The 19,460-nt window shown below is 46.5% G+C and carries 16 protein-coding genes and 1 tRNA gene; 9 read left to right on the top strand and 8 right to left on the bottom strand.

Annotation, left to right across the window (positions count from 1 at the left end; translation table 11 throughout):
• Positions 1–188 precede the first annotated feature (188 nt).
• Together RT717_RS27340 and RT717_RS27345 are read right to left on the bottom strand one after the other, a co-directional pair.
• On the bottom strand, positions 189–1,499 hold the full coding sequence (locus RT717_RS27340; RefSeq protein ID WP_317489488.1) for an ABC transporter permease: 1,311 nt from the start codon (positions 1,497–1,499) through the stop codon (positions 189–191).
• Positions 1,492–2,403, bottom strand: a complete 912-nt coding sequence (locus RT717_RS27345) for an ABC transporter ATP-binding protein (protein ID WP_317489489.1) — start codon at positions 2,401–2,403, stop codon at positions 1,492–1,494. The genes RT717_RS27340 and RT717_RS27345 overlap by 8 nt, the downstream gene beginning before the upstream one ends.
• 289 nt (positions 2,404–2,692) lie before the next feature.
• On the opposite strand from RT717_RS27345, the gene RT717_RS27350 reads away from it, so the two are divergent.
• From RT717_RS27350 to RT717_RS27365, 4 genes are all read left to right on the top strand, one after another.
• On the top strand, positions 2,693–5,374 hold the full coding sequence (locus RT717_RS27350) for a c-type cytochrome (RefSeq protein WP_317489490.1): 2,682 nt from the start codon (positions 2,693–2,695) through the stop codon (positions 5,372–5,374).
• Between the two features lie 248 nt (positions 5,375–5,622).
• Complete coding sequence (locus RT717_RS27355) at positions 5,623–5,844, top strand: helix-turn-helix domain-containing protein (RefSeq protein WP_317489491.1); 222 nt, start codon at positions 5,623–5,625, stop codon at positions 5,842–5,844.
• Complete coding sequence (locus RT717_RS27360) at positions 5,841–6,173, top strand: HipA N-terminal domain-containing protein (protein ID WP_317489492.1); 333 nt, start codon at positions 5,841–5,843, stop codon at positions 6,171–6,173. Before RT717_RS27355 ends, RT717_RS27360 begins: the two co-directional genes overlap by 4 nt.
• Positions 6,174–6,241: 68 nt before the next feature.
• The gene (locus RT717_RS27365; RefSeq protein ID WP_317489493.1) at positions 6,242–7,156 is read left to right on the top strand and encodes a type II toxin-antitoxin system HipA family toxin; all 915 of its coding nucleotides are present in this window, start codon (positions 6,242–6,244) and stop codon (positions 7,154–7,156) included.
• A gap of 300 nt (positions 7,157–7,456) precedes the next feature.
• Here RT717_RS27365 and RT717_RS27370 read toward each other — a convergent pair.
• The 4 genes from RT717_RS27370 to mltG all read right to left on the bottom strand — a co-directional run bounded on the left by RT717_RS27370 (position 7,457) and on the right by mltG (position 9,632).
• A tRNA-Ser gene (locus tag RT717_RS27370) sits at positions 7,457–7,541 on the bottom strand.
• Positions 7,542–7,549: 8 nt separating this feature from the next.
• Entirely contained in the window at positions 7,550–7,792 is a 243-nt protein-coding gene (locus tag RT717_RS28600; protein ID WP_394854113.1) for a GIY-YIG nuclease family protein, read from the bottom strand.
• Positions 7,793–8,178: 386 nt separating this feature from the next.
• Positions 8,179–8,592: an acyl-CoA thioesterase gene (locus RT717_RS27375; RefSeq protein WP_317489494.1), complete on the bottom strand. Its 414-nt coding sequence runs from the start codon at positions 8,590–8,592 to the stop codon at positions 8,179–8,181.
• A gap of 2 nt (positions 8,593–8,594) precedes the next feature.
• Positions 8,595–9,632 carry an endolytic transglycosylase MltG gene (gene mltG / locus RT717_RS27380; RefSeq protein ID WP_317489495.1) on the bottom strand — a complete coding sequence of 346 codons (1,038 nt, stop codon included), beginning with the start codon at positions 9,630–9,632 and terminating at the stop codon, positions 8,595–8,597.
• Between the two features lie 129 nt (positions 9,633–9,761).
• Here mltG and RT717_RS27385 point away from each other — a divergent pair, with 129 nt between their 5' ends.
• The 3 genes from RT717_RS27385 (at position 9,762) to RT717_RS27395 (ending at position 13,714) form a co-directional block, all read left to right on the top strand.
• The gene (locus RT717_RS27385) at positions 9,762–10,391 is read left to right on the top strand and encodes an L-threonylcarbamoyladenylate synthase (RefSeq protein ID WP_317489496.1); all 630 of its coding nucleotides are present in this window, start codon (positions 9,762–9,764) and stop codon (positions 10,389–10,391) included.
• On the top strand, positions 10,391–11,035 hold the full coding sequence (locus RT717_RS27390; RefSeq protein WP_317489497.1) for a WbqC family protein: 645 nt from the start codon (positions 10,391–10,393) through the stop codon (positions 11,033–11,035). Before RT717_RS27385 ends, RT717_RS27390 begins: the two co-directional genes overlap by 1 nt.
• Positions 11,036–11,161: 126 nt before the next feature.
• Positions 11,162–13,714 carry an ATP-dependent Clp protease ATP-binding subunit gene (locus RT717_RS27395; RefSeq protein WP_317489498.1) on the top strand — a complete coding sequence of 851 codons (2,553 nt, stop codon included), beginning with the start codon at positions 11,162–11,164 and terminating at the stop codon, positions 13,712–13,714.
• Between the two features lie 61 nt (positions 13,715–13,775).
• Here the strand turns inward: RT717_RS27395 and RT717_RS27400 are convergent, their stop codons facing one another.
• Both RT717_RS27400 and fabG read right to left on the bottom strand, forming a co-directional pair.
• Positions 13,776–15,863: a DUF3488 domain-containing protein gene (locus RT717_RS27400; protein WP_317489499.1), complete on the bottom strand. Its 2,088-nt coding sequence runs from the start codon at positions 15,861–15,863 to the stop codon at positions 13,776–13,778.
• Positions 15,864–16,019: 156 nt separating this feature from the next.
• Complete coding sequence (gene fabG / locus RT717_RS27405) at positions 16,020–16,766, bottom strand: 3-oxoacyl-[acyl-carrier-protein] reductase (RefSeq protein ID WP_317489500.1); 747 nt, start codon at positions 16,764–16,766, stop codon at positions 16,020–16,022.
• A gap of 41 nt (positions 16,767–16,807) precedes the next feature.
• Here fabG and RT717_RS27410 point away from each other — a divergent pair, with 41 nt between their 5' ends.
• Together RT717_RS27410 and lpdA are read left to right on the top strand one after the other, a co-directional pair.
• The gene (locus tag RT717_RS27410) at positions 16,808–17,983 is read left to right on the top strand and encodes a hypothetical protein (RefSeq protein WP_317489501.1); all 1,176 of its coding nucleotides are present in this window, start codon (positions 16,808–16,810) and stop codon (positions 17,981–17,983) included.
• 75 nt (positions 17,984–18,058) lie between these two features.
• Entirely contained in the window at positions 18,059–19,453 is a 1,395-nt protein-coding gene (gene lpdA / locus RT717_RS27415) for a dihydrolipoyl dehydrogenase (protein WP_317489502.1), read from the top strand.
• The last annotated feature ends 7 nt before the right edge of the window (positions 19,454–19,460 follow it).

The raw sequence follows: 19,460 nt of genomic DNA on the forward strand, positions 1-19,460 counted from the left end.
TCAGGTAATTGCATGAAACTCGTTTTTAGGGAGTGTCATAATGCAGTATCCATTGATTATACACCAGATGAATAATTTGAGTCAGGGAGACTTTCAGGTTTCGATTGACCCCTAACCCTTAAGGGAGCGAAACCTGAAAACCTCCTGATAATCTAGTTTGTCAATTCTAGACCATGTGTCGACGTTAATTAATTCTTCATCATAAACCATTTGGCCAGCACTTTGTAATTCACTTTCGTGCCATGCATGAGAATGCCCACCCTGTAAATTCGGGCAGCAAGCCACACGGTAAACATGAAACCACCTGCCAGGAGCGTGACAGAAAGCAGAAGCTGCCAAATGGGCACGCCGAAGGGTATCCGCATCATCATAACGACTGGAGAGGTTAGCGGAATCATGGACATCCAGAAGGCCAAAGACCCATCCGGCTCGTTCAAAACCGCTCCCAAAGAAACGATCGAAAGAATGAGTGGCAGCGTAACAGGGAGCATAAACTGCTGAGAGTCGACTTCTGAATCTACTGCCGAACCTACTGCAGCAAATAGTGAACCGTAGAGAAGGTACCCGCCAAGGAAATATATCAGGAAGAAGAAGAGCACCTGTGGGATGTTGATTGACCCAATGGCAGTCATGATCTTAGCGAACTCATTTTGATCGGCCGCCGCTGCCTGCACTTCGGCCATGCCAGGTTGGGCGTTCACCATGCTATTTGCAGCCTGTGGTTCGAAGCCAAACACACTGCTGAGCACCGTAGTAATCGTAAAAGTAAGGAGCGTCCAGAGCAAGAACTGTGTAAGCCCAACGGCGCCAACTCCGATTATTTTCCCCATCATGAGTTGGAAAGGCTTCACAGAGCTGATAATTACTTCAATGATACGGCTGGTTTTTTCCTCGATAATGCCTCGCATGATTTGGGCGCCAAAAAAGAAAATGAAGAAGTAAATCAGCAGCGATGAAATGTAACCAATACCGGTAGCGGCTATGGAGCTACTTTCCTGCTCGCCCTGGTCGGTGATGCTGATGGTGGCGATGTCAACTTTCGCCTTCAGGTTGTCGAGCACTTGTTTATCGAGACCTGATTTCTCCAGCTTGATATTTTCAATTTTTTGCCTGATGCCCCATTCCAAATCGCCAATGACACTTAGACTGGGTTTCGACGTGGAATAGAACTGAATGCCTTGCGGGTTGTCGATGTCAATATTGGGAATGTAGAGGAATCCATAATACTCGCTGCCTTCAAGCGATTGCTTAAGGGCGTCAGGGTCTTCATTCACAAAAGAGTATTTGATCTCGTCGGTGTCGGTCAACACGGTTTTGAATAAGCCGGATTCGTCAACAACCTCAATGACCTTTTCATCGCCATCTCTGGTCGCAAGCCAGGTAGGCACGATGATAAGCAAGGCAAAAAGCAGTGGGCCTACGATGGTCATGACAAGAAATGACTTCTTGCGCACCCTGGTGATGTATTCTCTTGCTATAATGAGTGATATCTTATTCATGGCCGCCCTCCTGTACTTTTTGGATAAAAATTTCGTTCATGCTGGGTATTTTTTCAACAAACTCATGCACTTCCACCTGGCTGATGAGTGCCTTCAGCAAATCATTTGGCCCGAGAGCCGATTTGATCTGTATGGTCGAGTGAATGGCTCCTTCCACTTCCTCAGTACTTAAAGTGTCAAAGTCGGCGGGCAGTCCATTTACTTTACCATAGTGGAGCACATTGAATGTATTGGACTTGTAGGTTTCCTTGATGTCTTTCTTTGGCCCCTCAAGTATTTTCTTAGACTTGTTGATAAGGGCAATATGGTCACAAAGCTCTTCCACCGACTCCATGCGGTGGGTGGAAAAAATAATGGTAATACCCTTTTTCTTCATTTCAAGAATTTCATCTCTGATCAGGTTGGCGTTCACAGGGTCGAAGCCGGAGAAAGGTTCGTCGAGGATAATTAGTGAAGGCTCGTGCAGTACGGTGGCAATGAACTGCACTTTTTGCGCCATGCCTTTGGATAGATCTTCCACGGCTTTGCCCCACCAGCTAATGATATCGAATTTCTCCATCCAGGCCTTTATCTTTTTGGTGGCCTCGCCTTTGCTCATTCCCTTGAGCTGTGCCAGATAAAGCAGTTGCTCACCCACTTTCATTTTTTTGTAGAGACCCCGCTCTTCTGGCAGGTAGCCAATGCGGTGCACATCTTCCAGCTCCAAGGGCCGACCATGAAACATGACCTTGCCCTGGTCGGCCATAAGGATTTGCGTGATGATGCGAATAAGGGTGGTTTTGCCGGCGCCATTTGGGCCAAGCAGTCCGAAGATGGTGTTTTCGGGAATGGTGATGCTTACATCATCCAGCGCTTTGAAATCGCCAAAGCTCTTGTGGATGTGTTCTGTAACGAGAATGTTCAAGGTTTATCGTAGTTTGGGTTGACTGATTGAATTTAAAATAGCATTTAGAATATTAGTGATGAAGCTACTGGGTTTATTACAGAAAGTGAAAAGGAAATTAGCACTGAGATAGAAAGTTTACCAAATGGTAATCGACGGATCTGGCCGCTTCTTGCTCCAATTTCACATCTATCCAGGCAAAGCTTGATTTTTCTTTGCTCTGTTATCGCCTTTAAGCAAATAACAGGTGTTCAATCTGAAAGTATTTTTTAGATTTAGTTCTTATCCTAAACACCTAACATTAAACTGCATGAAGTTCACCATTTCCCAGAGAATACTAGCAGGATTGTCTGTTGCTCTTTTTGTAAGTCTTTTCTCAGCTTGCGAGGAAAAGAAAGAAGCCGAAACAAAGCCTGTTCACCCCAAAGTTGCCAAGCTGAAGCTGCTGCCCGGCTTTGAGGCCGAGCATTTGTACAGCCCTTCCGAAAACGAAAATGGCTCGTGGGTGGCTATGACTTTCGACGACAAAGGCCGCATGATCACCTCCGACCAGTACGGCTGGCTCTACAGACTGGAAATCCCAGCCAAAGAGTCGGGGGACTCGCTCAAAATAGAGCGGCTGAAGGTCGGCGATCTTAAGCCAGCGCTAAATGATACTTCTGCTTTCAAAATAGGCATGGGCTACGCTCAGGGGCTGCTCTATGCTTTCAATAGTTTGTATGTGATGGTCAACCACTGGGGCAATGAGGAGTTCGAAAAAACAAGCGGCCTCTACAGGCTACAGGATTTGGATGGTGACGACCAGTTTGAATCAATCACATTAATTAAGTCTTTGAACGGTGCAGGCGAGCATGGCCCTCACAGTGTGGTGTTGGCACCCGATGGAAAATCTATTTATGTAGTTGCTGGCAACCATACCGACGTGCCGGAAATGGATGCTTACAGATACCCAAAAGTGTGGCAGGAGGATAATTTGTTTCCGTTGATCAAGGATCCAAGAGGTCATGCCAACGACCGGATGGCGCCGGGCGGCTGGGTCGCCAAAATAAACCCCGAAGGAACCACATGGGAGCTGGTAAGCGCTGGCTACCGCAACCCGTTTGACATTGCGTTCAACGAACAGGGTGAGCTCTTCACCTACGATTCCGACATGGAGTGGGATTTTGGCATGCCCTGGTATCGCCCGACACGCATATGCCACGTAACCAGCGGCAGTGAGTATGGCTGGCGCACGGGCAACAGCAAGTGGTCGCCCGACTATCCGGACAATTTGTCGCCAGTGATCAATATTGGTCAGGGCTCACCCACTAACCTCATCCACGGAAAAAATGCTAACTTTCCGGCCAGGTACCAGAAAGCACTGTTTGCTTCCGACTGGAGCTTTGGCATTATTTACGCTATTTTTCTGAGCCCTGACGGGGCTTCTTATACCGCAGAGCCACAGGAATTCCTGTCTGGTGTTCCGCTACCACTCACAGACGGTATTTTCGGGCCTGACGGCTCATTGTATTTTCTTACAGGAGGCCGTCGGTTGGAGTCGGATCTTTACAGGGTAACCTACACAGGCGACGAGTCGGTAGCAGCTCCCGCCGTTGCAGCAGCCACCGAATCTGCCACCATACGAAAACAACTGGAAGCCTACCATGGCGAACCTCAAGCCGGGGCCGTGGATTTTGCCTGGCCTTACCTGAGCCACGACGACCGGTTTGTTCGCTATGCAGCAAGAATGGCTGTAGAGCACCAGCCCGTTAGCGAATGGCAAGCCAAAGCGCTGGCAGAAAAGCAGCCGGTAGCACTGACACAGTCGATGATTGCCCTTTCCAGACATGGCAATAAAAACCAGAAAGATGCAGCATTGAAAGCGCTGGCATCGGTAGATTACAAGGTGCTCAGTGAAATGCAGCAAATCGATCTTTTGCGTGCCATGGAACTGGTGATGCTAAGAATGGGTGCACCAGCAGGCGAAGTGAAAACGCAAGTTGTGGCCTATTTGAATGAGGCCTACCCAGCCAACTCCAACAAGCTGAACCGTGGACTCAGCAAGCTTTTGATATACCTCGATGACCCTAAAGGAACTGAGAAAACACTCGCTTTGCTCGAAAATGCCAAGGATGACCCGATAGAAAAAACAGCCAGTGCTTCCGCCGACTTGATTTTGAGAAACCCACAGTACGGAATGGACATTGCTGGGATGTTGTCGAAAGTGCCTCCTGCGCAGCAGACTTACCTGGCAACGGTGCTCAGCTCCGCTAAAAGTGGATGGACCGCCGACATGTCAGACAAGTATTTCACGTGGTTCAATAAGGCCTTTGGTTACAAGGGAGGCGTGAGCTACGTTGGGTTTGTGAACAAAGCCAGGCAGGCGGCACTAACGCATGTGCCAAAAGATAAACTGGCTTACTACGACAAACTTTCCGGAGGTGATCTGCTGACCAACTCAGGTAACGACCTGGCCAGCAATGCCCCATCACCTAAAGGCCCCGGTAGAAACTGGACAGTTGATGAAGCGCTGCCATTGATTGAGGGAGATTCAAGTGTCAGAAACTTTCTGCAAGGCAAAAATATGTACGCTGCCACCAGATGCATTTCTTGTCATTCGATGCAGGGTGAGGGTGGCGGCATTGGCCCCGACCTGACCCAGCTTGGCACCAGATTCTCTAAAAAGGACATGCTGGAGGCCATCATCGACCCTAACAAAGTGGTGTCTGACCAGTATGCCTCCACGGTGTTCACCATGAAAGACGGCAGCTCCATTGTTGGGCGCCTGACCAATGAAACTGATGACGCCTATGTCATTTTTCAAAACCCATTTGCTCCGGAAGTAACCCGCACCATTCCTAAGAGTGAGGTGGTGAGCACGAAGTACTCTTACATTTCGCTGATGTTTCCCGGGCTGGTGAACAGGCTGAATGAAGAAGAGTTGAAAGACCTGCTGGCTTATTTAATGGCCGGGGGGAATGAAGGGAATGAGGTGTTTAAGACTGGGGAGTAGGAACTCAGCGGGCTTTTTAATCGAAAGCAGCTATCGTGTAGAGCAAGGTGAGTGGGGACACTCACCAGGGCGATAGCACAATCCTGGTTGTGGCCTCGTGTCTTCACGTGCCACTGCGGGCTTGAAGATGCACACCCGGGGTGACGTTTTCAGTTTCCAGGCCACCGAAACAATCAATAGTGCATTATATAGCTCTTTTGGTTGCTTTTCCCTGAAAAAAAACATACTTTTGTATTGAAAAGAGCAGTATGATGCACTTTATGGAGATGCATAAGATCGTTAAAGATCGTAGGGAGATGATGCAGGTTACCCAGGAAACGCTCGCAGAAATTTCCGGTGTGGGGTTGCGTACCATCAAGCAATTTGAAACTGGAAAGGGGAATCCTACCCTTCAAACGCTTCAAAAACTGGCCGATGTTCTGGGAATGGAGGTTCGCTTGCAAGTGAAGAATACCCTTGATAGCAAATGAGAGCGGCTAACATATTATTTAAGGACCAAGTAGCTGGTGTGCTCATGCAACAGGATGACGGAACCTTTATTTTCCGGTACCTTGATGATTGGATGGCGGATAGTAGCAAGCCAGCTATCAGTCTGACTTTACCCAAATCACAACAGGAACATCATTCCAGCTATCTTTTCCCCTTCTTCTTCAACATGTTGCCTGAGGGCTCCAATAAGCAAGTAGTTTGTCATCATATGAAGCTTGATGCTGATGACTATTTTGGAATCCTCAGGGCAATTGCAAAAACAGATGCCATTGGAGCAATCAGGGTTGTTAAGGTGGAGGGCCAGCCATGAGGTTGCCAGAAATAAAATATTGCCCGGGAACGCTGGCAGCTGGTTTTAATACCTATAGCAGAACCTGTTTGAAGAGAGTTTTCAGTGGCAAAAAGGTTTATCATGTGCTGCCCTACGAGTCTCCGTCGGACAACCCTGAAGCGGATGAATTATTCCAGGAAAATACAAAGCGAATATCCATCTCGGGTGTTCAGGAGAAATTTTCGACACTGCTGGAAAAGAACAAACTCCGATTGGTAAATGAAGGTGAAAGGGGGACTTACATCCTGAAGCCTGTTCCTTCGGTGGGGAAGAAAGCTGATCAAATGCCCGCCAATGAGCATTTAACGATGCAAATAGCCCGCCAGGTATATGGCATAGAAACAGCGGAGAATGCCCTTATATTTTTTAAGAATGGATCGCCAGCCTACATTACCAGGCGGTTTGATGTCAAGGAAGATGGAAGCAAAAGAGCTCAGGAAGATTTTGCTTCGCTGGCAGAAAGAACGCCGCAAACTCATGGTGAGCATTACAAGTATTTGGGCAGCTACCTGGAGCTTTTTCAGCTCATGAAACGCTATGTGCCCGCCTACAAACTGGAGTCACCTAAATTGTTCAGGGTACTGGTTTTTAACTACCTGTTTTCTAACGGAGACGCCCACTTTAAAAACTTTTCCCTGTTGGAAACTCCACTGGGAGACTATCGCCTGAGCCCGGCGTATGATTTACTAAACAGTAGAATTCATATTGACGATAAAGATTTTGCTCTGGAGGGTGGGCTGTTGCCTGGCAAGTTCGGTCAGGGCACTATCCTTCGGCAGTTCTTCACCTTGGCTGAGCAGGCTGGCATATCGGAAAAACAAACAAAAGATATGTTTAGCCTATTGAAGTCAGGGTCTGATAAAGTCGAAAAATTGATAACTGCCTCTTTTCTAAATGAGAGCACCAAACGGAACTATTGGCAGGCCTATCAAGCCCGGTTAAAGCGGGTGGCGGGGGAGTGAGGAGGGTGCTTCAAAAAGACAGGGTATTTCGTTCCGGCTCTGATTCCTTAGAATGAAAAATCAGGCAATTTGGATCGGGATTACCCTTTAAACTCAATATCCCAAGTGGTCATAAAAAAGCAAAAGGTCCAAGCCTATCCGACTGGAGAAGCCCGGCCGGGCGAGACGCATTGAGCCAGTTTTACTTTTTTATTTAAACACAAACGAAACGTTCGATCCGCAGAAATACAGATTGATCCTGGATTTGTCGGCCCCAGAAATGAAAAAGCCCCTCATACTTTAAGTATTTGGGGCTTTTTGCAGAGGAGGAGGGATTCGAACCCCCGGAACCTCGCAGTTCAACGGTTTTCAAGACCGCCGCATTCGACCGCTCTGCCACTCCTCTGTGTTTGGTCAAATAATACCTTTATCTTTTAAAAACCGATAACCATCTATCGATTTGAAAAACATTTCTCTCTTGTAGGCCTCGGACTTTGTTTCAAATTCTTCATAGTAGAGAATTTTCCACGGTCTTTTGGCTTTAGTTGATCTTACTTTTCCACCATTATGTTTTTTCATCCGCTCAAGCAAATTGCTTGAATGACCATAATAATGAGTCTGATCAACCTCACTTTTCAATATGTATGTAAAGAACATTGTTTGAGCAGTTCAACGGTTTTTCCCGAAGGGATTCCTTTGGGGCAAGACCGCCGCATTCCCCCAAAGGGATGCCTGTGGCAGACCGCTCTGCAACTCCTCTGTTTGCCGTTCTTCAAACGGATTGCAAATGTAGTGGTTTGGGTGATATATGCCAATAGGCAGGAAGAAAAAAAAGTATTCAGTGATCAGTAAGTAGTAGATAGTAGTGAGCCGCATCACTTTATGCACTTTAAATCTTCGTACTCGCCACATACTAAGCACGCCACTGATTACTGATTATTTCCTGCCATTTACCACTTACAGTTGAGATAAGAGCTGCTTTATGAACTTTCAGGTGATTGAAGACGCACCTCATTGGTACCCCGCCTATTACTGAATACTCCTTACTGATTACTGAAATACGGTTCCAAAAGCTTCCCCATCACTTCCGGCATGCGTATTGGCCTGTTGGTTTCCATGTTGATAAACACCAATGTAGTTTCTCCCTGGTTGATCAGCTTACCAGCTTCATTCAATATTTCGTACTGAAAAAGAATTTTCAGCGTCGGCTTTTTGGGGATCACGACCTTAATAGTCAGCAGCTCGTCGTAGCGGGCAGGCAGCAGGTAGCGGGTGTGCAACTCCAGCACGGGCAGCATCACGCCCATTTCTTCCAGCTTTTTGTAAGAGAACCCCAGCGACCTGATGCATTCAACCCTCGCTACTTCATAGTAGGCGGCATAGTTGCCATAGTAAGCGTAGCCCATCTGGTCTGTTTCGGCGTAGCGTACTCTCAGCTGGGTTTCGTGGGTATACATGCTTAGCGGAATATTTTAGCTTTGTTCAATGCGTCCTGAAAGCGTTTTGCATTCTTGTTGTGATCAATCAGGTTGGTGGCAAATGCATGATAACCCGAAAAATCTTCTCTGGCACACATATACAGGTACTTATGCTTTTCGTAGTTCAGCACGGCGTCAATATTCTGAATGGTAGGCATGTTGATAGGGCCAGGAGGCAACCCGGCATTCCTGTAAGTGTTGTAGGGCGAATCTATTTCGAGGTCTTTGAGGAGTAGTCGCTGGATGGCGAAATCGCCAAGGGCGAATTTGAGCGTAGGGTCAGCCTGCAAGGGCATGCTTTTCTTCAGACGGTTAAGGTATAGCCCCGCAATGGTGGCACTTTCCTCACCCTTAATGGACTCGGCCTGCACAATAGCGGCCAGCGTCGATACCTGCACAGGCGTCATTCCCAGGGCATCGGCCTTTTCTTTCCTTTGTGCACTCCAGAATTTGGTGTACTCACTGTGCATCCTGTCCAGAAATGCCTTGCCGGTAATGGTCCAATACACTTCGTAGGTGTTTGGAATAAACATACTGATGAACGTTTGCTGGGTGAAGCCATAGGCCTCAGCCACCGAGTCACTAAGCAACAAAGCCTTGAGTTCCTCTTCCGACATCATCAGGTTTTTGCTCAGCTTCTCAGGCAACTCACTCATGAGGCGCACATTGCTGAAGGTGATGTCAACAGGTTGTTGCAGCCCCGCCCGAAGCATCCTGATGGCTTCGATATTGCTCATGTCTTTTCGGATGATATAATACCCCGGCTTCACCGCCTCATGGTAGTTCATCAGCTTGGCAAGGAAGCTGAAGGAAACCAGATCGGTCACATAGCCATTGTCGTACAATGAGTTTTGCACATCCTTGAAAGTAGCTGCTTTCTCGATAATGAACGGCTTATCCCCTTCTGTTTCAGTTAAAAAATTGGGAGTGAAGAGCACCTGATAAGCGTAAAAGGCAAATGATGATACCAGGGTGGAAAATACCACTATTGCCCCAACCAATACGTTGCGTTTTGTCATACCTGTTTAACTTCAGTTAACTTAGCGGCTTCAAAGTTTAGTGTATTTAACAGGATTTGGAATTTTTTGATGCAAAAAGATTCTTTTCGGGTCAGAAAATGTTTCTGAAGAAGGCAAAGAGCTAACCATATGAGTGCAGAGTTGATAAGAATACACCCCGATAATCCCGACATGAGGAAGATCGATCAGGTGGTGGAGATATTGAGAGACGGAGGAGTTATCATTTACCCGACCGACACTGTGTACGGAATGGGTTGTGATATTTTCAATCAGAAGGCCATTGAGAAAATTTTGCGTATTAAGGGGCTGAAAATGAAGAATGCTAACCTGTCTTTTATTTGTTACGACCTTAGTCATATTTCGGAATACACCCGCCACCTGAGCACGCCTGTTTTTAAAGTGATGAAGAAAGCGCTCCCGGGGCCTTTTACATTCATTTTGGAAGCTAGCAGCCGGGTGCCAAAAATTTTGCATGCCAATAAAAAAACGGTCGGCATTAGGGTGCCAAACCACAATATTCCCAGGGAAATAGTAAATGTGCTGGGTAATCCGATTATCACTACCTCCATTCACGATGAGGACGAGGTTGTTGAGTATTCAACCGATCCGGGTCTCATTTTTGAAAAATATGAAGACCTGGTAGATGCAGTGATTGACGGCGGCTATGGCAACAATGTGCCCAGCACTATTGTCAATTGCGTCGACGACGAGTTTGAGGTGATCAGAGAGGGGCTTGGAGATTTTAACCAGTTCTTATAGTGGGCGCAGAAAAAATTGTGGTTTGCGAGTTTCCGCTATTGCCATGCATTGAATACTTCGCAGTTTGGGAAAGCTTCGACAAAGTGATTTTCGATGTGCATGAAAACTACATCAAGCAGTCTTACAGAAACCGGTGCATCGTCCTTGGAGCCAACGGCCCTCTGGCGCTGACAGTGCCCGTGCGCCACACAGCTCCCAAAATCCATTTTCACGAAGTGTTGATTGATAACAGCATTTCATGGCAGCGGCCTTTTTGGAAGGGCATCCTTTCCGCTTATGGCAAGTCGCCTTTCTTCGAATTTTTTGGGGAGGATTTTCAAAAGGCGATTCTGAGTCCGACAGACAGGTTGCTTGATTTTAATGAAAAGTTGCTGTCATTATGTCTGAAATGCGCCGGACTGTCAGACAAATTTTTACAGTCAGAAAAATATTTATTGGCAAAAGATTTTGATTTTACCGATTTGAGGTCGAAAATTAGCCCCAAGAGCACTAATGGGGAAATTGATCATTTCGTGCCTGCTGTGTACCAGCAAAACTTTGGCAGCGAATTTGTCCCTAACCTCTCCATTCTCGATTTAATCTTTTGCGAAGGCCCTAATGCATTACATATTATTAAGAAGTCCTCAGTAAAGTGGCCTTATTAGCTTAGTAAATTGTGAACTGAACATTTGGGAGAGGGGCGTTGTTAAATAGATTCAAATCGACCATCAATTAGTAGTAATTGCGCTACTAAAAAATTATTTTTACTCTAATACAGGATATACCATTTTATGGAAGCAAAATTTTCTAATAGAGTCAAAGAGGTAATTTCTCTAAGCCGGGAAGAGGCGCTTCGTCTCGGGCATGACTATATAGGCACTGAACATTTATTGTTGGGAATGATTAGAGAAGGCGAAGGTGTAGCTGTGGGCTTGCTGAAGAAACTGGGTGTTTCTCTGGAGGAACTTCGCACTGCGCTGGAGCAGGCAACCAAAGGCACTGCCACCAGCAACGTAAAAAACCTAGCCAATATACCCCTGACCAGGCAGTCAGAGAAAGTGCTTAAAATCACCTATTTGGAGGCCAAAATATTTAAGAGCCAGTTGATCGGCACTGAGCACTTATTGCTTTCCATCCTGAGAGATGAAGACAATATAGCGACTCAAATTCTTGAGAAATTTGACGTAACATACGAAGTCGTGAAAGAGCTATTGGAATATCAGACAGAAAATCCGTTGGCATCGTCAGACACTGACGATACTGACGACGATTCCTCTTCAAGAATATTTGGCAGCAGCGGAAGCGGGTCTGCCGGAAGAGGAGAAGCTGGTGCGGCAAAAGGCGGGGAGAAGTCCAGAACGCCCGTACTCGACAATTTTGGCAGAGACCTGACCAAAATGGCCGAGGATGACAAGCTCGACCCAATTGTGGGCCGTGAGAAAGAAATTGAAAGGGTAGCACAGATACTGAGCCGTCGTAAAAAGAATAACCCCATTCTGATTGGTGAGCCTGGTGTTGGTAAAACAGCCATTGCTGAAGGCCTTGCGCTGAGAATCGTTCAGAAGAAGGTGTCGAGAGTGCTCTTTAATAAAAGAGTGGTGACGCTTGACCTTGCTTCATTGGTGGCTGGCACAAAGTACCGTGGGCAGTTCGAGGAGCGAATGAAGGCTGTGATGAATGAGATAGAGAAATCACCTGACGTGATTCTTTTCATTGATGAGTTGCATACCATAGTAGGTGCGGGTGGTGCATCGGGTTCGCTTGATGCTTCCAACATGTTCAAACCGGCTTTGGCCAGGGGCGAAATACAATGTATCGGAGCCACTACGCTTGATGAGTACCGCCAGTATATTGAGAAAGATGGTGCGCTTGCCCGTCGTTTTCAGGTGGTGATGGTGGATGCCACTACAGTGGAAGAAACCATGCAGATACTGAACAACATCAAAGACAAGTATGAGTCGCACCACCATGTGAATTACACACCTGAGGCAATTGCATCCTGTGTGACTTTGTCCGACAGGTATATCAGTGACAGGTTCCTGCCCGATAAGGCCATTGACGTGATGGATGAGGCTGGTGCCCGTGTTCATATTAACAATATCCATGTTCCTGAAGACATCGTGCAGTTGGAAGAGCGGATAGAAGATGTGAAGAAGGAGAAGAACAGGGTGGTAAAAAGCCAGAAGTACGAGGAGGCAGCGCAGCTAAGAGACAAGGAGAAGAAGCTGATAGAGGAGTTGGAAAATGCCAAGACTCGCTGGGAAGAAGAGACTAAGTCGAAGCGTTATGCAGTGGACGAGGAAAGCGTAGCGGAAGTAATAGCCATGATGACCGGCATTCCTGCCAGCAGGGTAGCTCAGAAGGAAGGCAATAAATTGCTGAAAATGGGTGAAGAGCTGGCTGGCAAAGTAATTGGTCAGGAAGAGGCCATCAAGAAGCTCGTCAGATCTATTCAGCGTACCAGAGTAGGCTTGAAGGATCCTAAGAAGCCCATCGGTTCTTTTGTCTTCCTTGGCCCTACAGGTGTTGGAAAAACCGAACTGGCAAAAGTGCTTTCCACTTATCTTTTCGATAAGGACGATTCGTTGGTGCGCATCGACATGAGCGAATACATGGAGAAATTCTCTGTATCGAGACTTGTGGGGGCGCCTCCGGGATATGTTGGCTATGAAGAAGGTGGCCAGTTGACAGAAAAAGTGCGCCGCAAGCCATATGCTGTGGTGCTACTCGACGAGATTGAGAAAGCACACCCTGATGTGTTCAACATCCTGTTGCAAGTGCTGGATGACGGTATTCTTACTGATGGCCTTGGTAGAAGAGTCGATTTCAGAAACACCATCATTATCATGACATCCAATATTGGTGTGCGTGATTTGAAGGATTTCGGAGCAGGCATTGGTTTTGCCACCCAGTCGAGACAAAACAGCATGGATGAGGTGATGAAGTCGACCATCCAGAATGCTTTGAAGAAAACCTTTAGCCCTGAATTTCTTAACAGATTGGACGATATCATTATCTTCAATAGCCTTGAAAGAGAGCATATTCATAAGATCATTGACATCACCCTTGGTAAACTGTTCAGGAGAATCACAGACCTTGGTTATCAGGTGGAGCTCACGGAAAAGGCAAAGGATTTCTTGTCAGACAAAGGCTATGATCCACAATATGGTGCAAGGCCGCTGAATCGGGCCATTCAGAAATACCTGGAAGATCCGGTGGCTGAAGAAATTCTCAGAGGTGAAATTGAGGAGGGGGACGTTATCCTTGCCGATCATGTAACCGACGCCGAGCAGTTGGTGATTTCGCTGAAAAAGAAGAAAGTGAAGAAAGAAAAGAAAGAGTAACTGAAGTAAATACTCAAATAGAATTAGCTAAGCCAGAGGTCTCACTTCTGGCTTTTCTTTTTCAATAGCTGCCCGAATATTTTCGGGTAAACCACTCTGCTGACAGCAACGCCAGGAGGATAGTGAAGATCCACCAGAGATGAATAATCGGAAGGTAGTTTTCTGAGCTGTAAATCCTGCCTTTTGGTTGCAGTGCGGTGAGGTCGTCGATCATGGCGTCAATCTGATTAGCTGCGTAAAACTTGCCGCCTGTGCTTGCTGACAACTCTTTCAAAACATTAAAATTTGCGGTTAGCTGCAGGTTTTCAAGGTCGAGCTTTCTTACAGTAAACTGCCCCGAAGCGAGCTCTCTGTTTTCATTGATTATCGCACTGGCTTCAAACTTGTAAATACCGTCTTTCAATCCATTGAGCCGGAATCGGGTATTTCCCGGCGCAGTAGTATAGTTGTAGTTGGTTACGCTTCCATCGGCATAGGTCAGCTTTAGCTCCACCTCTGTGCCATATACGGGCTCGAAGACGTCGTTATAGGTTTCAGTTTGAAAGATGATCTGCTCGTTGTCGAAAAATTCAGTTTTTGTGGTGTACACCCGAAACTTCCTTTTGTCTTCTTTGGAGCTCAGGAACTGCACTGTTTTCAGCACTAGATTATCAAATGCTACATAATTGTCTGTTCTCGAGTACTCCTGCATGCGCCATTGCCACAGACCTTCACCTAAAGTCACCGCTTGCTTGGGTAGCTGGTTTTGTGAGAAAAACCACATGGGCCGGGGGGTGGTAATAGCACCTACTTTCTGAAACAACGCCACCGCAACGCCACCGCTGATTTGATAGTCACCGTATGGAACTGTCACCGGAGTGTAGTAAGAATTGACTATCCCCTTCCACTCGCTCTCGAACGTGAAAAGCTGAAAGGCATCGTTGTAAGCAGGCCTGACCTGGTCCGACTCATTCCTTGTCCTCTCCACCTTGAAGAGCGTGTTTTGATCGTTGGCTTCCGCCCACAAAGTGGTGCTGCCCAGCACATACCAGGCACTCATGTTTTCATTCTTCACTCTCTCCAGCAACGCAGCCAGTCTTCGTTGTCTTTCGAAAGGTGAGATAAGGATAACAAGGTCAAACACATCGGTGGGCAGCTCTTTGTCCACCATTGGCACGTAGGTTTTGACCTCATAATTTTCATTTTTCGATATGGCAGCCTTAAGGGCCTTGATGTCGGGGTGGGGAGCGCCGGAAGCGATGAGGATTTTTTCTTTGCCCTCTACAATGTCGATGTATATGTCCTGCCGGTTGTTGGAGAGAATCGTTTCTTCAGGATGGGTAGATACTTGAACTACGTAGTGCTGAAGGCCTTTCTGCTCGGCAGGCACCTGAAAGTCGGCGTTGAGAAGCTCGCCACCACCGCCTTTAATTCTTTGCGTGCTGATTATTTTCCCGTCTTTTAAAATGGAGACTTCCAACTCTTCTGTTTCAATGCCTTGATTAATTACTTCTGCCCGCACCGGAAAAAGATTTCCCTGATAAGCGATTTTGTTGAACTGAACATTGTTCAAAATGAGATCCTTTACAGGAATTGTGTCTCCAATGCCCAGCGTATAAACTTTGCCGGTAAAGTTGAGATACTGGGGAGCCATGCCCTTGTTGTAAATACCGTCAGATACTATAAGTGCACCTGCAAATGCTCTTCCTTCGAATTCGGTTTGCCACTCTCTGAGAAGCGTGGAAAGGTCGGTTGTTTTCTGATCAAAAGGTGTACCCTCAAATTTTGAAAGCTCTTCGTTGCTGAGGTTCCTTCTTTCTACCGTAATGTCTTTAGCAGCCAATGCGGCAGCCAGTTGGTCCACTTGCCTGGACACGGCCAAAAGCTGAGTAGAGTCTAAACCGCTGGCAATTGAAGTGGAATTATCGAGGGCAAGGACAAAAATGGGTTCTTCTACCTGATTAAGTACAAGCCTGAGAAAAGGGCTGAGCAACAGAATGGCCAGGAAGCTTACCAGCAGAAAACGACTGCTGAAAAGGATGCGGTTTGTCAGTGTTGACCAGGTTGATTTTTTCTGGTACAGCAAAAAAGCATAAAGCAAACCCAAAGCACAGCACGCCAAAATCCACCAGGGAGAATGTTCGAACAGTAAATTATTGTTTTCTGTCATTTGGCTCTTTAAGACACATCAATGATAACGAAGTGCACCGCAAAAGGGTGTTGGAAGTTACTGTAAATTTGGTGAGCGGCACGCTGGGTTATGTTAACCGGTAATCGGCGATGAGTGACCGGTGTGGTTGCAAAGCCGATTACCGAGTCAAAGGTTTTAGGTCAGCAGACCACCATCGACCTGGATCACCTGGCCTGTGATGTAGGTTGACATGTCGGAGGCAAGAAAGATGCAAGCATTGGCCACATCTTCGGGCTGGCCACCTCTTTTCAATGGAATGGCATCTCTCCACGACTGAACTATCTTTTCGTCCAGCACGTCAGTCATTTCTGTTTCTATAAATCCTGGGGCAATCGCATTGGACCTGATATTGCGTGAACCAAACTCCAAGGCTACGGATTTGGTGAAGCCTATGATGCCTGCCTTGGAAGCAGCATAGTTCGCCTGGCCTGCATTTCCTTTGAGGCCAACTACGGAAGTCATGTTGATGATGCTACCGCTCTTTTGCTTTAGAAAAGGTTTGGTGGCAGCTTTTACTGTATTGAAACAAGACTTCAGGTTCACCTGAATCACCTTGTCCCATTGCTCTTCGCTCATTCTCATCAGCAGTGTGTCGGCTGTGATGCCGGCGTTGTTGACCAGCACGTCGAGTCTTCCAAAGTCGGTTACCACTGCGTTTATCAACTCTTCAGCCGCCTGAAAGTCGCTGGCATCAGATCTGTAGCCTTTAGCAGTTACACCTTTTGCCGACAACTCTTTTTCGAGCGCCTGGCCTTTTTCTACACTTGACAGATAAGTAAAAGCTACGGTGGCGCCTTGCTCAGCAAATGCCATTGCAATAGATTTACCAATACCTTTTGAAGCGCCGGTAACAAGGGCGACTTTTCCTTCCAATAGTTTCATTGTCTGTATATTTCTGGATAATGCATCAAAGAAATAAAAAGTTGACTAAGTATCTAGCCCAAATTGATAATAAATACACATGGATCATTCCATTTTTGGTTGGTACATTGGCATGCTGCACCCTCGTTTACGCTGTTTGGTGCGGGCTTGGTCTTACTTACGATTCGCATAACTATTTATCGGCAGCGAGGGCGATTGCGGAGGGGCGTCCAATGGAAACGCAGCTTGGCGCTAAGTATGTTGCACAGCCACCTTTGTTTCCGGCAATTCTTTCTCTTTGGAATGGGAACCTGTCCTTCAGCAAGGTTTTTAATATCGTTTGCTATGCAGTTACGCTCATTTTGATCTGGAAACTGATTGATATTGTACTGTGCAGTTTTAGCTATAAGGTTCTTGCATGTTTTTACATTTTTCTCTCAACCCCGTTGCTTTTAGTGCATTCCTTTTTATGGAGTGAGCCATTCTTTCTAGTTCTGATTCAGCTGATCATCGTCACACTCTATTTCCACTGTGAAACAAAAAGTGTGTATTTGTTTTATGCACTTATTCTGTTGTCGTTGCTCCTTTGTGCTCAACGAAACGCCGGTGTATTCATAGTGTCCAGTATTTTTCTCACTTTCTTTTTAGAGGAGAGTTCTTTTGTGAATAGGATAAAAATTGGCATTGCTTTTCTGACTTCGTCTTCTGGCTTCTTCCTCTGGAACCTCTATGGTTTTTCCCGAGAAGGGGGAGGGTTTCTGGATGCTGGATATTTACAAAACGTGGGTGGCAACATTTTGGAATATTCAAGTGCTATTGGCGTTTGGTTTGTGCCAGGCACATCCAGCCACTATGTTGTAGTTGCAGCAGGAATTCTCAGTTTGTGGTTCGTTATTAGTATATTCTTTTCCAGCGAGCCCATTTCACCAAGGCTAACATTTCTTAGACAATTATCAACCATTCCTGTTGTTTACGTGCTTGGCTTTGTAATTCTGGGCAAACCGGTTGCTAGTGACGCAGAAAGGTTCCTTGCCGGGATTTTTCCTGTGTACTCAGTTGTTGTGTTCCAAGCAATTGAGAGAATGCAGATAAAAGGTAAAAAGTGGCTCATTCTGCCAGTGGCTATTATACTTTTGTACGGACTCCTCCGGACTGGAAATAATGCCAAAAGGTGGAATGAATCCAATTGTGAGAATCCAATTTCGCTGTCTGGTAATAACTTTTGTATGGTTCCATGAAAGATTTTTTTCTCCAGCCAAACGGTTTAAATTTGCCGCCAGACTATATTTTAAAATTGACATAAACATATTCAAATGGCTACGAAATACGATTTGATTGTTATTGGGAGTGGACCCGGAGGCTATGTGGCCGCTATCAGGGCCTCTCAACTGGGAATGAAAGTAGGTGTGGTAGAACGTGACGAGCTGGGCGGAATTTGCCTCAACTGGGGCTGTATACCTACCAAAGCCTTACTGAAAAGTGCCCAGGTATTTGAATATATCAATCATGCCAAGGACTACGGCATCTCAGTAAAAGGCGCCGAGGCCGATTTTGACGGGATGGTGAAGAGAAGCCGGGATGTAGCCAACGGAATGAGCAAAGGCATCCAGTTCCTTTTCAAAAAGAATAAAATCGATCACATCGAAGGATTCGGTAAGCTGAAGAAAAACAAGACAGTTGAAGTAACTGCCAAAGACGGCAAGAAGACTGACTACCAGGCTGACCATATCATAGTGGCAACCGGAGGTCGTTCACGTGAATTGCCGGCATTGCCCATCGATAATGAAAAAATTATCGGCTACAGAAAGGCCATGACTCTTGATAAGAAACCACAGAGCATGGTGGTGGTTGGCTCAGGGGCTATCGGTGTAGAGTTTGCGTACTTCTACAAGTCAATTGGCGTGGATGTTACTATCGTAGAGTTTCTACCCAATATTGTTCCGCTCGAAGACGAGGAAGTGTCGAAACAATTGGAGAGAATCTTCAAAAAAGCTGGCATGACCATCATGACCAACTCGGAAGTAACCAAAGTTGACACCAAAGGCAAGAAGTGCAAAGTGACTGTGAAAACGCAGAAAGGTGAAGAAAACCTTGAGTGCGATGTGGTACTGTCTGCCGTAGGGATTTCTACCAATCTTGAGGGAATAGGTTTGGAAGACGTGGGCGTTGCTACCGACAGAGGTAAAGTGCTGGTAGATGACTACTACAAAACGAATATCCCGGGCATTTACGCCATCGGCGATATTGTGAAGGGCCAGGCGCTGGCGCACGTTGCATCTGCTGAGGGTATTATCTGCGTAGAGAAAATTGCAGGGCATCATCCTGAACCGCTGGATTACAACAACATCCCTGGTTGTACCTACTGCTCACCAGAAGTGGCTTCTGTAGGCTACACCGAAAAGGCTGCTAAAGAAGCCGGGTATGAGCTCAAAGTTGGCAAGTTTCCATTCTCGGCGTCAGGCAAAGCCAAAGCTGCTGGCGCAGCCGACGGATTCGTGAAATTAATTTTTGATGCCAAATATGGCGAGCTCCTCGGTGCCCATATGATTGGCGCCAACGTGACAGAAATGATCGCTGAAATTGTTACGGCGAGAAAGCTGGAGACCACTGGTCATGAAATTATCAAGTCGGTACACCCTCACCCGACCATGTCGGAAGCGGTGATGGAAGCAGCAGCAGCTGCTTACGACGAGGTAATCCACCTGTAACAGACCG

This window comes from Imperialibacter roseus (assembly GCF_032999765.1).
Lineage (GTDB): Bacteria > Bacteroidota > Bacteroidia > Cytophagales > Cyclobacteriaceae > Imperialibacter > Imperialibacter roseus.

Excerpts from the sequence above, each read along its gene's own strand:
- RT717_RS27375 (WP_317489494.1), bottom strand. The coding sequence starts at position 8,592 with ATGTATACCCACGAAACCCAGCTGAGAGTACGCTACGCCGAAACAGAC.
- RT717_RS27355 (WP_317489491.1), top strand. The coding sequence starts at position 5,623 with ATGATGCACTTTATGGAGATGCATAAGATCGTTAAAGATCGTAGGGAG.
- RT717_RS27385 (WP_317489496.1), top strand. The coding sequence starts at position 9,762 with ATGAGTGCAGAGTTGATAAGAATACACCCCGATAATCCCGACATGAGG.
- RT717_RS27400 (WP_317489499.1), bottom strand. The coding sequence starts at position 15,863 with ATGACAGAAAACAATAATTTACTGTTCGAACATTCTCCCTGGTGGATT.
- RT717_RS27360 (WP_317489492.1), top strand. The coding sequence starts at position 5,841 with ATGAGAGCGGCTAACATATTATTTAAGGACCAAGTAGCTGGTGTGCTC.
- mltG (WP_317489495.1), bottom strand. The coding sequence starts at position 9,632 with ATGACAAAACGCAACGTATTGGTTGGGGCAATAGTGGTATTTTCCACC.
- lpdA (WP_317489502.1), top strand. The coding sequence starts at position 18,059 with ATGGCTACGAAATACGATTTGATTGTTATTGGGAGTGGACCCGGAGGC.
- RT717_RS27340 (WP_317489488.1), bottom strand. The coding sequence starts at position 1,499 with ATGAATAAGATATCACTCATTATAGCAAGAGAATACATCACCAGGGTG.
- RT717_RS27350 (WP_317489490.1), top strand. The coding sequence starts at position 2,693 with ATGAAGTTCACCATTTCCCAGAGAATACTAGCAGGATTGTCTGTTGCT.
- RT717_RS27395 (WP_317489498.1), top strand. The coding sequence starts at position 11,162 with ATGGAAGCAAAATTTTCTAATAGAGTCAAAGAGGTAATTTCTCTAAGC.
- fabG (WP_317489500.1), bottom strand. The coding sequence starts at position 16,766 with ATGAAACTATTGGAAGGAAAAGTCGCCCTTGTTACCGGCGCTTCAAAA.
- RT717_RS28600 (WP_394854113.1), bottom strand. The coding sequence starts at position 7,792 with ATGTTCTTTACATACATATTGAAAAGTGAGGTTGATCAGACTCATTAT.